This is a genomic window from Acinetobacter sp. CIP 102129, assembly GCF_000368305.1.
Lineage (GTDB): Bacteria > Pseudomonadota > Gammaproteobacteria > Pseudomonadales > Moraxellaceae > Acinetobacter > Acinetobacter parvus.
The window spans coordinates 199321-216004 of record NZ_KB849341.1; the positions used below are offsets into that span (position 1 = coordinate 199321).

Sequence of the window (16684 nt, forward strand, 5' to 3'; positions counted from 1 at the left end):
AATTACTCACCAAAAGCAAAGTAACCAGCTTCACGTGCATCTTGACGATTCCGTGACAAATATATGCCATCTTCCGCACGATCTATGCGACGTTGGCGATTACGATAACTTTGATTAAGGTTGATTTTGGTTATACGACGTGATGGATTCTTTTCGTTGAAGCCTTTAATTTCTTCCCAAATCTCATCCATCTCTTGTCGGTCATCCATCATTTTTGCCCGTGACCATAAAGCCATTAAACGACTACGACGCTCATTAAGCTTTCGGTTAAGCTGATAAATTGCTGTTTTGCCTTCACTGGCTGTACGAACATCAGATGGTGAGAACCCCATACCTTGGACAAGTAAATCCATTGAACTAACTTCATCCATGATAGATACACCAGTTTTGTCTTGGACACCCTCATCAGCATAACGATAGGTTTTAGCAAAGTTTTTAAGAAACACTGGCAGCATACTTTCCACTCCACGTAGATTATGCCCTTCTGAAATTTCCTGTGCACCTTTTGCGATATTTGCCCCAATCCCGCCAATAGGCCCCAAAGCTGCTGATGATGCAGAATCCCACCATTTTTTACCTTCTAAACCTTCTTGTACGTCTGGTAATAAAAGATTATTAATACCAACACGACTAGAAATATCCACACCAATACCGCGTGGCGCACCTTTCATCAGCATATTTGAAATGGTTGGATTAAATGCTTCGGCAAGATAGTTTCGCAATGCGACTTCTGCATCCCAAGGCTCGTCATCGTCCCCACCCATCCAAGATGCGACTGACAACAACATTCCAACCATAGGCAATCCAAGCGCACCAGCAAAAGTAGCGTGCATTGCCAAGATTGCGCCAAGTGCCCTACGTGCTTCTCTACGTTCAGCTTCCGTTTCACCTTTGATTGATTGATAGGTTTGTCTAACCAATGTGTAAATCATGTTCTGACCAAACTGCTTAAACAGCAGAAGAACTTTAGCCACATTACCTTGCATGATACGTGGGCGGTTGCCAGAACTATAATCAAAGTGTCCTTTGTAGGTCGCATCTACAGCTTGATCAAATGCTGAATCGTGATTTTCACCTGATTGACGTGCTAGGCGATACGCTGCGATAAAGGTAACTTCACGGTTAAATCGTTCAGCACTATGGAACATAATACTTGCAGCACGCATAATCGGGCGTGTTTTCCACATAATGCCGCTATCTTCACCTTGAGCAATGCCTGCTAAGTCATGTGCTTGAGTTACGTCAATTACACCACTTGCCACAGCATCATCATAGGCCTGTTTTTCATCTTTGCTTAGGAATTTAGAAATATCAGAACTAACCGACTTATAAAGGTCAGTCTTAGTGCCTTGCCATTTCACCTTATGAAATTCTACGCCTTTCCTAAAATCATTGGCTGCTTTTAGCAACTCATTGGCGGCATTGTCGAAACCCCATTTGGCACCCATAATCGGATATGCAACCAACGCTGTCTGCGATAGATTGACCATAGCTGCTGCTGGTGATAGCCCCAGGTAATAAATAAAGCCCATACTGGTTAATGCACTTGATAAAGGATGGCCTTTAGGGTTCATTAAGTTGTCATGGCGTTTATTCATTTCATCAATGACACGTTGCGCGGTTGGCTGATCGTAAGAGTCATCCTGTTTGCTCTTTTCAGATGCGTACTTCTGCATATCATCAAGTTGCTGCGCCAATTGGTCGCCATAACGCAACTTAGCTAGATAGTTCGCACCGCTAAACATATTTTGAGCAAATGCACGACGGGCATCTTGGCTAAAACCTGCCGTACCTTTTCGATGAATACCATGTTTTGCCCAACTTAAATCAGGCATAGAAGATAAATAAAGCTGACTTAAAGTATCTTCAAATTCCGCCTGTTCCGAAGTTGATAGACCTAAATTATCCACCTCTGCAAATAGACTAGACATAAACCCACGCCCAACACCATCACGAGCTGCATTAAACTCTTTATCAAGAATTACTCTATCCACCTTGAAATTAGGGTATTTCTGCATAAGTTCAGAACGTAACGATTGTGCTTCTCCCATTGTTTCGGAACGACTAACACTTTCTACGTCACCGTTCTGGTTACGCATTACCACTACATACTTACCAAAGCGAGCTAATGGGAAATACACCCCACGAATAGAGCCAAAGAAGTTATCATCCATCTGTTTCAGCAAATCAGCTTTCTTTTGGTTTGAAAGTTCTGAACGTGAGATGCGCTCTTTAATTGCCTTATGCACTTCTGCATAGTGCTTTTTGTAAGCATCACGCGCTTTCACATACATAGCCTGCGCTTCTGGCGACAGTGATTTATACGCATCACGCAACTGATTATATTTAGTGATGTTGTCTCCACTTACATATGGTTTTGATGGGTCAATTTTGGCTAAGGTTGAATCGTGCATTACCTCTGCAAGCTGATCTTCGTCTCTTAAATTTGACCATTCACGCGCGATACTATCAGATTTCGCACCTGCATCGTTTTTATCTGCATCCATTTGAGCAGCAAGATCGTTGTACTTGTTTAGTTGTGGTAGCAACTTACTGTAGATTTCAGTTAATTGGCGACGGCCTAATGCTTGTAGCCCTACACCTAACCAGTCGGTCCACTTATAACCTGCTTTATCCTTGACGGATTTTGCCGACAAATTCTTAATGCTCTCACTTAAATTATTGATTACATCATCAAAAGACTTGCGACTGTATAGAGGTTGATGCTGCTGCTCAAAGAAATTGACAACATCATCAGGGGTGAGTATAGTTTGTGTAGAGGTTCTAGTACCTACTACTCCCACATGGGCAGTTTCCAACTGCCCTAAGAAGTGGGGAAGCGTAGGATATTTAGAGCCTTTACTTTTTTCAGAATTAGAATAAATAACTTTATCCTTACGTTTTTCTAGCCATGTCATAAAACGCTCACGACCAAAGGTTGTGGCTAGTTCATTAATAACATATTTACCCTTTTGTTTATTAAGATGAATAGCTGATATTACTGGATTGCCTGCTGGATCTTGCATTGCTGTAACAATTGTCAAATTACGCCCATCATCAGACTGTAATATTACCAACGGATTAGCTAACTCATTTGGCAATTGCTTAATCTGTTCTAAAGTGAGTTGATGGCTTACATCCTTCTTACCATCAACTTGACCTGTCATTTTACGCAAAGTAAAGCGATCAAGTTCTAATGGTAAATCCTGCACATTCAACCCATCACGCACACCATCCAATGCCAATAGAACAGGTGGCATCTTCATCTGTACTGGTTGCGGATAGCTTTGTAATGACTCAATTAATCGGTCAATATCTTTAGCAATCCGCTGCTGTTCATCTTTGGCAATGGTAAAAGCATCAGTAAATACAGATTGAATCTTTTGGCTAAAACTAATACCTGTATTGGCTTGGTTTATGCTGTTATTGGCAGCCTTATCAATCATCCGTTCAGCCAAAGCAACCATGTCATCAGGATTAAGATTTAAGTTAATGCTAAACTTATCAAATAACCATGCTTTTACATGCGAAATAAGATTGCGAATCAACTTTTGCAGTGCATTACGCTGTAATACATTTTTTTGCTGCATGGTTGATGCTAGTGTTAGCAGGTACGGTAAATATTCAAGTTGTTGTCGCTCTAAACCTTGTTCACGCTCTGCAAGCTCTTTAGCCGCTATAGCAACTGGATTGCCTTGTTCAACTAGCTTATCAAACTGTTTCATCAACTCGTTGTATTGAGCGTCAGTCATCATGTTTTGAAAGCCAGCATGTCCACCCAGTTCATGTAGGAATGTTGGTACGATGGTGTCATCCGTTAATGCGTCTGCAATTAAGGTTGCCTTGCCATTTTGATAAAAACCCTCAATACCTGCCTGATCATAGGTATCAAGAATATTTAACTTGCCATCTTTTTCCAGTTTGGAAATAGTTGATTCACCAAACCGCGAAACAAGCTTATCCCGTACTTGTTTTACTGTAGTGTTGGTACGCGTTGCAGACTGACCACGACTAAACAACTTGTCGCTATTATTTTTTGATATAGTCTGATCTTTAAATTTGCCAAAATGACTACGGTCTACAACCGCTTTTCGCGCCTCTGCCAAGAACATTAAAATATCGGAATCGTTGTACTGGGCCAATTTCATAAAGCCATGATCACGTAACCACTGGCGAATATAGCCTAGTACCTCTTTTAATTTCTGGCGTATAAAAGGTTTCTTTTCTGTGTTCTGGGCAACAAACGCAAATAACTCACCCACAAGTGCCTGTTGCACATCAGCAGCATCATAAATACCGTCTGCTGCGCCTTGGGTGTATGGCTTGATGTATGCATTTTCAAACTGTCGCATATCAACACCATTATCACTGGCAATTTTACGGATACCATTCAATCCACCAAGCGCATTGTAAAATTGCTGGAACTTGACTTTATATTCTTTACCGAATATCCGTTGGACACCAAAATGCCCAATTATTTCGTGTAATATAGTTTCCTGATAGGCTTCAAAAGTAGTAACCTGCTTAGCACTGTTACCCTCTATACCATCGGCAACTAAATACAGAGTATCGCCATGCCATACACCACTAACTATATAGTTTTGGGTATTACCATCTTCATCCTGATAGGTGGCGGCTTCCTGTATTTCCGCTGGAAGTCCATCAAAACCAGAAACAACCTGCACAGAGAAAGCACCCAAACCGCTACTATCAGTAATCTGGATACTGTGTCCAGACGACGTATCTTGTGTAGTGGACAGTTTGAGATGTTGAAAAACCGAAAGGACATGACGGGTAGCACTGGTACTGGAGAGAGTTCCGAAAATCGTATCGAAAGGTGAAGCGCCTTTACGTTCATTATCGGGTTTTAATTTGTCACGGCTATAAAGTTTAATCCCTGTTTCTGTTTCTTCTGTTTTTAGGGTATCAACCAAATCAGAAAACTTTGCATTGATTGCTTTGCGTTCATCACCATGTGGATATGGGCGCATCCACCCCCATGGCGTTTCTATCGCAGCATTTTCAGGGGCATGGTTTAAAAATGGGCTACGTCCATTATTTTCAGTTATCTTATCCTCAACAAATCCCTGAAACGCACGTGCACTCAATTCATGCGGAGTTGTCCAATAATCAGAACCACGTCCTTCATCAAGATTTTTGGCATCCATCACAAACTTAGTAGGTATTTTCCTAGTCTTGCTAACTTCTTTTTGAGCATCAGCCAACATTTTCAGACGATTTGCATAACTGTTCATAGCTGAACGCAAACGATCCAGTACTGCATCTTGATCTTTACTAAAACCAGAACGCCCACGTACTGATTTATAAATTTCCCCTAACTGTTCTAAAGCATCATTAGTCCAACGAGCACCTGAAAATATACCGCTTGCAGATTTGTTTTTTACATCAGTTCGCCATTCTGTTTCGAGTAACTCACCATTGATCAACTTCTGTGAAATTGTATCAAATACAACCAATTGCTCAGCACTGGCTGGCTTGTTATGGCGTTTATAATATTTTGGATCACGTTGCCGAGATAAATCCTCTCTCAATGAATCCAACTGCTCTTTCACTCTACCCCGACTTTGACCTACAAACTTATCCACTGCCTGCACATCTTCAACATATTGCTCAGCTTTTGTGGACATAGTTTTCATTAAATCAGTATAGGCATTTCGTACATCTTCTCGTACACCTGAATTTCTATAAGAAAATCCATGACTCACCATACGGTCTTTACTATTGTTCGATATTTTTAAACTACGTGTGCCATCAGCATCCACAACCCACTCTGCCGATGCAATACCATCTTGGCGTGCAAGATAATGATCAAAAGCATGCCACCACTCATGCGCCAACGAACCAGCACCATTCATTTTGGTTAAGTTGATCACTACCTTTGCAGGCTCATAATGTGCACGTGCGCTACTTAAACCTTGTCCTCGTGCACCAAATGCCAATGCTAAATCACCATTTAAACTGATTGCTTTTGCAGGAATTTTCAATACTTCAGCAAGATCAAGTAAGCCATCGTAGGCATCATTTAATAGCTGTTGGCGTTCTTCCTGGTTATTCCAATTTCCAAATTCAACACCACGAAAGCCAAACACTTTCATAAAATCGGTATCTTTAGCATCACCTTTACGACGCTCAATACCCTTTCGCACTGTATTTTCAGGACGTGGTAAATCCAGCTCACCAAAAGTGGTACTGGTTTCAAGAATATTATTCGCATTTTCAATTAAATAGGTTTGAGCATCCTGTTTCGTATCAAAAACCTTGTTTACTACTTTGACACGTTTTACATCATTAATTTGTCTCCAAATTTCAAATCCACTCTCCCCATCACGTCGTGCATATACTCGATGCTTCAAGCCAACTGCAACCACAGGCAACATATCTTTTGCTTCCTGTTCGCTATCAAACATCCCAAGTTTTTTAGGACTTCCTTTCCAATCGGTTTTTTTACTGTCCTCAATGACCCATTTACCAGTTTCATTTGAATTGGTCGATGACACAATTTCACTGATCGTATATCGCTTTGCCCATGTAGGTCGGTCATCATTTGACTTGGTTTTTTTAGATTTCCCTGTTGATAATGCAGTATCTTTTCGAGCACCTCCAATTTTTTCACCCAAGTCCTGAATGGATTCTTTACTATCAGAACGCTTATCCTGAATACGTTCAATCCCATCTTCATTCTGAATAGCACTTGATGAACTTTCCATATCAACAGCAAATACCTCAGCCATTTTCTGTTCAAACTGAGCTTTCAGATTTTCCTGAGTGAAGCCTTTCAAACGTTCACGCTCACCACGTAAAGCTTTTAATATTAATTCTTGACCTTTTATATTGATTTTACTTAAACCATTTTCTTTCGCTTTATTAGCAAAAGAAGCAGAATCTCCTAATCGACCACCATGTTGACTGACAACTACAAAACTCGTCCCCTGTTTTTCCTTGCGCAATACAAGATAAAGTGGATTACTTTCAACTTCGGCAACCTGTTCCACGACGAAATAAGGCTCAACTTTGCCCTGATCCTGAACAAAGATCGTTTGAACATCTGCATTTTGAGCTATTTGATATGCATTAAAAATGCTGTATTCATCCACATTATCTGTAAGCATAGCCTTAATGGAGTTAATCGCATTAAAACTGCCGACTGAAATTACATTAGATTTTTTAGCCTTGCTTGGTGCCTTAAACCCAGAGTTGGCTTTAACTTGCTTTAAGAATTTACTTAAAGCTGCTTTGTTGTTGTGAACTTTAAATTTACCATCACCTTTAACATCAAACGTAATTTGCTCTGTTGAATCATTAGGTGCAATTGCAATTGCCTGTTCAATATCAGCGATCAACTCATTACGCATCTTGTCATATTGCGCTTTAGTTAAATTACCCTCTGCTTTATCAAGGGATTCTTCTACAACACTATTGGTTGCTTTCTCAGACTTTTTACCCTCAATATGAGTAACTTCATTTTCTTGTAAATGGCTTTCAGTTTGACTCACCTCACCATCTGACTGTTGAGAATTATCTAGTTTTTTGAGTTCAGCACGGACGGTATCGGCACTGGTCTTAGTAGCTTCGGTCTTAGTAGCTTCGGTCTTAGTGGCTTCGGTCTTAGTGGCTTCGGTCTTAGTGGCTTCGGTCTTAGTGGCTTCGGCTTGCTTTGGCTGCTTGCTCTGCTCACTGGTGCTTGCAATCCGCCCACGTGGTAACTTGACAGCAACACGTTTACCTTGAGCGCTGAACTTGGTTAAGTTCTTTACGTTTGAATCATTCAGTTCACTGGCAAGCACCATATGGGTCTCACCATCGTTTGTAGTGACACTTACCAAATCTTCAATATTTGGTGCGGCATTAGGTGGTGCTGTCTCTTGTGTAGAATCTGCTAAATTTTTAATGTCAGCATTCTGCAACTCATTATTAGGTGGCACATCACCTTGTGACTGATCTGCTAAACCGTTTTGCAACTCTGTAATCTGTTTATGGATCTGTGCCTTTTTCGGTACGCTTTTTTCATTCGCAAACTGTTGTTCTAGTGCTGCGATTTCTGATTTAGCATCATTTGATTGCTTGCCACCAGATAACAATGCTGGCATTTCATTGGCATAACCAAACTTCATGTCTGGAAAGTCTTGGCGTAATCCATCAACTACCGCTTTCGGTACGGCAGAATTGACCATAACCGCTTCAACTTCGGAAATATTGCGTATATCTCCAATGCCTTGCTTTGCTACAAGGGTAAATGGACCATCCCCATAAGATGAACCGCTAGACGTACCCGACATTGAAGCCGCACGACGTTCTTCTTCATTCGCTACAACATTATTTAAAGGCGCTGTAAATAAACGACCTCCACCACGGTTAGGGTCGATTCCATCGTTGAGTAATTTTTTTAGGTCTGCAACGGCAGAGGCAGGTGTGGACTTAGCCATTCCATGAGCAGAACGTGATTGCACATCCTTTGGTGAGTTTTCTAGCTCATTCCTATCGTTGTGACCCCCCTCGAAAAGATCATCACCAATCATATTCCGATTCGTGCGGTAGTGTTCCGCCCAAGCCTTGTCGCTTTCTGTTTCTTGGTATTCTTTTTTTGGTGTCTGGTTCGTACCAGGTTGATTTTTTGCAGATGCAATTTGCCATTCACGTGATACTTTTTGCATCTCGTCATAGATGTTGGTTGCATTAACATCATCACCAGCCGCTTCAAAAGCTGCGCGTTGCTTATCCAGATCATCTAATTTGCTTTGGAAATAAGCATCATCCTGAGCTTTTGGCTTTGGCTGAATCTCAAAACGTTTACCATCCTGAACTACCTGATAATCATTACCTAGATTTTTCTTATCAATGAATGCCTGAGCTTTATCTTGACTGCCAAACCATTTGTTTTGACCATCTGCACCCAAGATTGGCTGAATAGTTTCAGTCTGATCGGTTGCTGCATCGTTTGTTTCAGTTTGTCTAGCTATTGCATTAGCGTCATACTGCTGAGAAGTTGATTCACCTGCATTTTCAAGGCCTGTGCTAAATGGCTGTTTCCCATTCTGGCTTTCTAACAATTGGCGATAATCACTCGGTAGCGCATCGCTGATAGGTGTATTACTTTGCTCTTGGGTCTGCTGCATTGGCGTATAACCAAGCTGTGCAACTGGAGATGCACCGCTATCGACAGCCAAAGCTGCCGCCGATGACATTGGACCAGTATTAGGGTCAATGCCTAAACGCTCAGATAGTTTTGTTTGATCAACAATTGGCTGCTGTACGTCACTAAAAGGGCTTAATGCATTGTAATCAACAACTGGATCAGGTATATCCTGACCATACGTGTCATTAAACTGGATTTGAGATTCTAAATTACGGGATTTGGATTCAGGCGAGCTAAACTCAATTGAATTGCCATAATCTTGCTGTGTATCCTCAGTCAAAGACCATGTATCGTGCATTTGCTGTGGTTCGTAAGGGATGCCATCCGTATTTGGTTGCACCTCATCGCCAGATGACGGTTCACTATTTATCCGTGGTGGCTGATAATCAATACCGTTTTTATAGCTGAGTGGATTGGGCTGCAATCTACTTTCATCAATTACAGGGTTCGGTGGGATACCTGTTTTCGCATACACATCATCTAAATTCAGGGATGCATTAGGGGTTGTGCCAAAACCAAATAGCCTTTGCTGCTGTTCCTGTTGTTGCTGCTGTTCCTGTTGTTGCTGCTGTTCTTGTTGTTGCTGTAGCTGCTGTTCCTGTTGTTGCTGCTGCTGTTGTCGCTGTAGCTGCTGCTCATTATAAGCCCGATTATTCCGTACATAATCCATAGGAGCAGAAAAGGTATTCATCCCTCCACCCATTGCCATGCCAGCAAGTGTACCCATGACAATTGCTGAATCCACCCCCTCATCCAAAGGTTTTCCTAAAGCATAGTTCTGTAGTAATTGCTCAGAAACAGACTGTGGTAATTCTTCAAGCAAGCCCTCTGACAGCGCACCGCCGATAATGGATTTCGGGATACTTCTTAATGGTATTTTCTGAATCTCACCAACAACCTGTTGTGAATTTATTCGTCCTGATGCCATTGCCGTGTTAATGTCATCAAAGCCCATTCTCTTAGCTAGATTACCACCTGCAAATCCAAATAATGAGCCTAAAGCACCTGTGGCCAATGCTGCGCCAGACTGTTCAGGCGTAAGTGATTTATCATCAGTTTGATAGCGAATATTTTCAGCTTGAGCGCCTGCCATTACAGCACCCTCACCGACTGCACCACCAACAATCGGAGAAATGGCTTTGCTCGCCATTCCTAAGCCACGACCAATTGCACCACCAGCCAGCATTGACGGAACAGATTCAACAACTGTATTTGCAATCATTGACGGGTTTTGTAGGGCGACCTTGCCTTTTTCAATCACCTTACCTGCAAGTGATTCTTCATTTTGGCCTGCTTCATTAAACTTTTGTTGTTGTTCTTTGTATTGGTCTGTGTGCCATTCGCCTATCGCTTCTTTGGCTTGCTTAAATTGAATCGGAGTGCTTTCTTCAATAAACTTACCAACACGTCCACCAGTAGGAATATCTAATAGACCAACAGCAGTCTCAGGAACAGAGACAACTCCCTTGAGTAACGATGTACCAGCATCTTGGGCAAGGCCGAGGAAGCCTTTTTCTTGTGGTTTTTGGGGTTCTTTTTGAACAAATTGAGAAAATGGGTTTTCTTCTTTCTTTTCTTGTGGCTTAACAAATTGAGCAAAAGGATTCTCAGACATGACGCACTCCTATAATCTGCGTCTATCATGATTTTTATATATAAAATGGTCGAACCTTAGAGGGGGTAATAAAAAACCACCCGAAGGTGGCGGCATCAACTTGCTGATTTCAAAGCAAAGCTCAAAATTGAGTTTTGTAAAATCAATAGATCGTCGAATTATTTTTCGTCATCATATAAGTTCAAACGAGGTTGAGCCTGATGAACCAAATCATCCAGCTCTTTCAGTAATTTTGGTTTGGTCTGTTTGCCCACAACACTAAGAAAGCGACCTGCATCCGATAATGATGCTGTAATCTGCTCAATATGCCGCATCACCTTGCCAATCTCAACTTGAATGCTTTGACTGACACTTCGAGCAATCTTTTCCTGTTCAATAAAGTACAAGCGAACTTCACGCCCTTTTGCTGTCTTCTCGACCATAGATAACTCTTTCGCCATCCCAATAGATACAACATACTCTAAAGTCGTGACCTCACGAAATCCACCCTGATGAGGAACTTGATTTACCGATTGATAAGTCAAGTAATCAACACCCTCAACAAATCCATATTGGCTAATACGTCTTTTAATCCAGTTTTGGAAAATCTGCTTACTCTCAAGGTATAAATGCACATCACGAGCATTCACACCAAGTTGTTGTTCGTCACCAAGAGTCACATTTGAGAATTGGACAAGGTTGTTTTCAAAATTCATTTTTCAACACTCCCACACTCCTAAATAAATTAAGTGCAGGCAAAATGATTTGCACGAGTGTGTATGCTTTCTCATTCTTTTCGATGTACGGTCTAGCCTGCACATCTATCTTAAAAAGCAGTGATAAAATGGCGTTAGCCTTACAGGGGTATGGACTTTCACTCCTCTTTAAATTATCGTAATTTCAAATAATTATTATTTTTGGTGGCTTTGATGCGTATTTTATTTGGGTTAATATTTTTTCTTTCACTTACAGGTTGCTCATCAAAATGCGATGAGGGTTGTTTACTTGTTAATGGCGAAAAAATTCCTTTTGGGGATGCCGAAATACTTGTTTCTCAATGTGATAGATTTAGAAATAGCTCATCGAGGTATGATGCAGTGGGTCTTGGGTTTAATGAAATCTCAAAAAAAACAAATAATAATCCCAATTCTCCCCTTATGAATACTCACATGGTTTATGTTTTTATTTCAGAAAGCCCTTTAGTTTTCAACAGAGAAACAAAAAATGTGTTTAAAAAAACTGATGAAATAGTGCAAGCCTGTATTCAACTCAAACAAGATTTTAATAATGATAGGCTTTGGACAAAAAACTAGCCGACTTAAAGTCGGCTTTTTTAATCTTTCTTAGTTATATAACTCATTAAAGCATTTTTTAACTCTTCATCAATATTCTTTTCCATAACTAATGTTGTAACGATAGTTTTTAATATCTCTTCTTGTCTTTTAAAGCCTTCAACAATTTTATCATTTACAGAAAAATAATCATTCATCTGATCTTTTGCTTGATCTAATTTAAAGCTTGCCTCTAAGCGAGCAATTATGTCCGCATTCATTGATCTGTTATGGTCTTTGGCTGACTGAGTAATCCTATCCCTTAATTCCTCTGACCAACGAAGTTTATATTGTGGATCACGCTGATTTGCACTCATAACCATAAACCATAATTAAAAATACATGATAAAGCACCTCTTTGGTTCTTGACAATGGTCACCAAGAGGTACATTATAAATATCACCAAGAGGTACATATTATTGGAGCAGTATATGTTTGATGATGAACCACGTCCAAAACAGCGTGGAACGCAATACAAAGTGCGTTTACCAGATGAATTACACGCATGGCTAAAAGAAATGGCAGAAAAGCATGATCGTTCTATGAATTATTTAATTGTGAAAGCAGTTAAACAGCTTAAACAACAACAGGAGCTTTAAAAATGATTGCACTTGTAACCATAGATAATGATGGATTAATTCCCGTCATTGATGGCGAAATTGGTGGTGAAACTCAACCTTGTGTAGATGCTCGTACTCTGCATGGATGGTTGAAAAATGGTGATCGTTTTGCCACTTGGATTAAGAAGCGTATTTCTACCTATAAATTTATTGAAAATCAAGATTTTGCTATGGTTTCGGTAATTACCGAAATCAAAAAAGGGCGTGGTGGTAATCGTCGTAGTGTTGATTATTTACTTACTCTTGATATGGCAAAAGAACTTTCAATGGTGGAAAACAACGAACAAGGTCGCATGGCTCGTCGTTACTTCATTAACTGTGAAAAGGTTCTGCGTAAAACGGTTTTTGGCTTAATAAATCAGTTTAATAAAGCATCATTAGAATTTGATAAGTTTTGTGATATTGCATCACATGCAGGTCGCACACTTAATTTGGTTGGTAAGCAATATAAACCACAAGCTAAACAGCGAGTGGATGATTTGAAAAAACAAATCCAACCCATGTTTCCCAATTTGGAAGAACCTAAAGATGATTAATTTTGACAACAAAAAAGCCCCTGACTTTGGACGGTACGGAGCTTTAGAGTTGTTAACAAAGGAATATTAACGATGAACAATATAACCCAATTCACCCAAGACAAGCAAGTTCAGGTCAGTGAACAGCAATTACGGAGTTTGCTTGAATTTGTACGTATCGCAAATAATCGTTTTGATGAAATTTCAGCATTAACAACTGTAATTGCCGAAAAGTCAGAACTATCTCCAACAATTAAAACTTTGGCACATTTAGCTTCATCAATAGCAAATAACTTTCGAGATATTTGTGTTGAAGAATTTGATAACTTTAAAGAATGCTCACCTGACTTGGTAAAGTTTTTTGCAGAGGAGTTGGCAGCATGAATGCAATTGTTCCTGTACAAATTCACACTATGTCTAGCCGTGAAATTGCTGATTTAACAGTTAAACGTCATCCAGATGTGAAACGTGATTGTGATGTAATGTTTAAAGAGCTTAATTTAGATGTGAGCAAATTTGCTCACATCTATCTAGACACTATGAACCGCAAGCAATCTGAATATTTACTACCACGTGATTTGGTTGAAACTCTGATCACAGGCTACAGTATTAAATTGCGCCATGCTGTTTTAAATCGCTTGCGTGAATTGGAAGAAGCAGTGAAACAAAATGCTATTTCTTTACCAAACTTTTCCAATCCTGCTGAAGCAGCACGAGCTTGGGCAGATGAAATGGAAGCAAAGCAAATCGCACAGCAAGAACGAGACCAAGCAGTTGCTCAGGTTGATGTGTTGCAACCCAAAGCACAAGCGTTAGAGGTGCTATCTCAAAATAGAAATGGTTATTTGTGCCTTACCGATGCTGCAAAACATCTTCATGTGAAAGTTAAAGATTTAACAAATCTATTAGCAAATAAAAAGTTTATCTATCGTCGTGCAACCTCCAGCCCCTTAAAAAAAGGAAAATGGGCTGCTTATGAACGTGCTATCCAAAAAGGTTGGTTATTCCATGATTATGTTGCAGGTGAAAAACCTGATGGAACTGACTACGCACCTCAAGTACTTGTCACTCCAAAAGGTTTGGCTCTAATTGCGGAAATTGTATCCCAAGAAAAAGGAATATTAGTATGAGTGAGCAAGCAAAAAAATATCGTGTAATAGGTTACAGCCAAACTCGTTACAACGAAGAAATGTGGACTTTTGAGTGGAAAAGCAAAGCTGCTACTATTTTTCAATGTGACACACTCGATGAAGCATTAAATCAAGTTAAGTTTATTTCAGAAAATCACCATGACTGCACAAGATTTGAAATTGTGCGTGGTGAGTGGTATTGAAATAAAAACTTGAGGAAAAAGAAAAGCCACCTTACGGTGGCTTTTTATTTTAACCTTTTAAATATTTATCTGAAGCACCTGCTCCAAACATCTCATTAAAATAATTAGCTTGGTCTGGATTTTTACGAAGATATTCGATAGCAGCTTGAGGTATGCTTTGTTGATTTTGATTCGATGTATCAACAAACTGCTGAGTCTGCGTATCAAATAGTCGTTGTGGCTGAGTAAGTGTACCTTGCGCCTTGTCATCCCACTGCTGACCACCACCAACAGTCATAAAGCGATCTTTACCAGTATTGCCTTTACCGCCATCATAACGATTGATTTTTTCCTGAATAGACTTGCGATCTTCATCTGTCTTGGCTGCATCAAGTTGCTCGTATAATTTCTCTAATCGTGCTGAGTTGCGAATACCAAAACCTTTTTCGGTAGCATTCAGATTAAATTCTCGATTCGCTAAATCATTGGTCGCTTGGAATTTTTGTGCATCGAAGCCTAGATTTGCATTAAATCGGTTATTAGTACCTTGCTCATTTAGTTCTGTACGATAGTTCTGTCCAGCTTGCCCCATAGCTTCACGTTGTAAGGCAGCGGCATTATTAGCATCTGTTTTGTATATATCCAACGCGTCAGGGTCATTACTTGATAGCCGCAACAACATCTCAGCCTGCTTTGCGGTAGGACCACGTCCAGGGTCAATAGCTGAATTAATCTGACGTGCTAGAGCCGCTCTATTTCCTTTCTCCTCATCCGACATTACTGGGCGTTCAGGCTGTTTAGGGGTACCTGCAAAACCTTGCATACCGATATTCATTTCACGTTGAGCAATTGCGTTTTGAATCTGTTGTTCAGATGGTCCCATTTTGCGCGTATTGGCCATAAACTCATTGACACCACGAATACCACGTCCCGTTTGAATACCTGAGCTTTGTAGCTCTGGAACACCTGCCGCCCTCGCTTCTGCTGCTGCACCTGGATTAGCATAGCTAAAACTGTTTCCTTTTTGCTGAATAGCATAAGGATCAGAATTTTGCTGCTGCCCTATTGGTTGTTGCGTAGTAGGGAAATCACTTGGTTGTTGCGTATTGTTTGCTGCCTGAGCTGCTGTATCCGCTTTGGCTTTTTCTGCTGCTTTAGCTGCTGTATCCGCTACTTTTGCGTCAGGTTTAGTGGTTGGCGGTGTGGTATTAGGTTGGGTGGCTAGATTTTGCTTATCCTGATAAAATTTGCCAGCCAATCCAAGCGTCATATTATTACCTAAATCTGACGCAGCACCTAAAGCACGTACACCAAGGTCTTTCGCAAATAGCATACCATTAGAATCATCAGGATCATAAGCACCCAATCCAAAACGTTCACGATATTGTTCGGTTGGTGTGGTGGCTGTATCTAATGCTGTCACACCCAAAGCCCCGATTACACCCGCCTTACCTGCTAAACTTTTTGGCGTTGTCCCAATAGAACTTTTTAACCCATTTGATGCTATGCGCCCTACGCCTTTTGCTACCTGCCCTGCGGTTGTTGGTGTGTTTGGTGCGCTACCTATTATGGATGGGACACTATTAATCACCTTAGCGGCTCCATACGCTGCACCAGCCCCACCTAATACTGCGGCTTTGGCTTTATCAGTAGCACTCCATTCAACGCCATCTTCATCTGGGACCACTCCGCCATTTGCAAAAAATAACTCAGGCTTATTTTGACCAGGCTTAAAACCCAATTGAGGTTGATTAACAGACATATGTGTCTGATCTTTCATGGCATCAAGTGTTTGCACACCCACCTGATGAACCTGTTCAGGGGGGAGTTGGAACTCACCGTTACTAAGATTAACTGCCGTGGGACTGCCCATGTTTTTTAAATTATTAGCGCCAATCTGCTTGGTACTATCGGCAGGCATAATATAACTGCCTGCTGGTACACTTTTTTTAATACTATCAGAAGTGCCTGTACCAGCACCTTGAATTAGCCCACTTTCATCTTGCTTTGAACGTTTTTTTAAGCCGTACATGACAAACTCCCATATATATGCCATGTATGTTGTGATTTAAAGTGGATTCCGTCTAACCTTAGAGGGGGATTTAAAGATAATAAAATATAGACAGTAATTGAAAACCAAAACCTAGTTGATTAAAAT

At 40.6% G+C, this 16684-nt stretch carries 10 protein-coding genes; 6 read left to right on the top strand and 4 right to left on the bottom strand.

What is annotated here, in order from left to right; all coding sequences use genetic code 11:
• Positions 1 to 2 precede the first annotated feature (2 nt).
• Both F973_RS15475 and F973_RS09055 read right to left on the bottom strand, forming a co-directional pair.
• Positions 3 to 10769 (bottom strand): PLxRFG domain-containing protein, encoded by a 10767-nt coding sequence (locus F973_RS15475; RefSeq protein WP_004761340.1) that lies wholly within the window; start codon positions 10767 to 10769, stop codon positions 3 to 5.
• Positions 10770 to 10927: 158 nt separating this feature from the next.
• A complete protein-coding gene (locus tag F973_RS09055) occupies positions 10928 to 11464 on the bottom strand; it encodes an antA/AntB antirepressor family protein (RefSeq protein ID WP_004761341.1) in 537 nt (178 codons plus the stop codon).
• Between the two features lie 213 nt (positions 11465 to 11677).
• Between F973_RS09055 and F973_RS09060 the strand changes: the two genes are divergently transcribed.
• Positions 11678 to 12061: a hypothetical protein gene (locus F973_RS09060; RefSeq protein ID WP_034432579.1), complete on the top strand. Its 384-nt coding sequence runs from the start codon at positions 11678 to 11680 to the stop codon at positions 12059 to 12061.
• A gap of 20 nt (positions 12062 to 12081) precedes the next feature.
• Here F973_RS09060 and F973_RS09065 read toward each other — a convergent pair whose 3' ends face one another.
• Complete coding sequence (locus F973_RS09065) at positions 12082 to 12396, bottom strand: Arc family DNA-binding protein (RefSeq protein ID WP_004761343.1); 315 nt, start codon at positions 12394 to 12396, stop codon at positions 12082 to 12084.
• Positions 12397 to 12510: 114 nt separating this feature from the next.
• Here F973_RS09065 and F973_RS14740 point away from each other — a divergent pair, with 114 nt between their 5' ends.
• The 5 genes from F973_RS14740 (at position 12511) to F973_RS09085 (ending at position 14547) form a co-directional block, all read left to right on the top strand.
• Positions 12511 to 12678, top strand: coding sequence for a CopG family ribbon-helix-helix protein (locus tag F973_RS14740; protein ID WP_004761344.1), 168 nt, complete (start codon positions 12511 to 12513; stop codon positions 12676 to 12678).
• A 2-nt stretch (positions 12679 to 12680) separates the two neighbouring features.
• Positions 12681 to 13235: a phage antirepressor Ant gene (locus F973_RS09070; RefSeq protein WP_004761345.1), complete on the top strand. Its 555-nt coding sequence runs from the start codon at positions 12681 to 12683 to the stop codon at positions 13233 to 13235.
• Positions 13236 to 13307: 72 nt separating this feature from the next.
• Entirely contained in the window at positions 13308 to 13598 is a 291-nt protein-coding gene (locus tag F973_RS09075) for a hypothetical protein (protein ID WP_004761346.1), read from the top strand.
• Positions 13595 to 14344 (top strand): phage antirepressor KilAC domain-containing protein, encoded by a 750-nt coding sequence (locus tag F973_RS09080; protein WP_004761347.1) that lies wholly within the window; start codon positions 13595 to 13597, stop codon positions 14342 to 14344. Before F973_RS09075 ends, F973_RS09080 begins: the two co-directional genes overlap by 4 nt.
• Positions 14341 to 14547 carry a hypothetical protein gene (locus F973_RS09085; RefSeq protein WP_004761349.1) on the top strand — a complete coding sequence of 69 codons (207 nt, stop codon included), beginning with the start codon at positions 14341 to 14343 and terminating at the stop codon, positions 14545 to 14547. The genes F973_RS09080 and F973_RS09085 overlap by 4 nt, the downstream gene beginning before the upstream one ends.
• Before the next feature lie 49 nt (positions 14548 to 14596).
• On the opposite strand, the gene F973_RS09090 is transcribed toward F973_RS09085, so the two are convergent.
• Positions 14597 to 16558, bottom strand: coding sequence for a hypothetical protein (locus tag F973_RS09090; protein WP_004761351.1), 1962 nt, complete (start codon positions 16556 to 16558; stop codon positions 14597 to 14599).
• Positions 16559 to 16684: the final 126 nt, after the last annotated feature.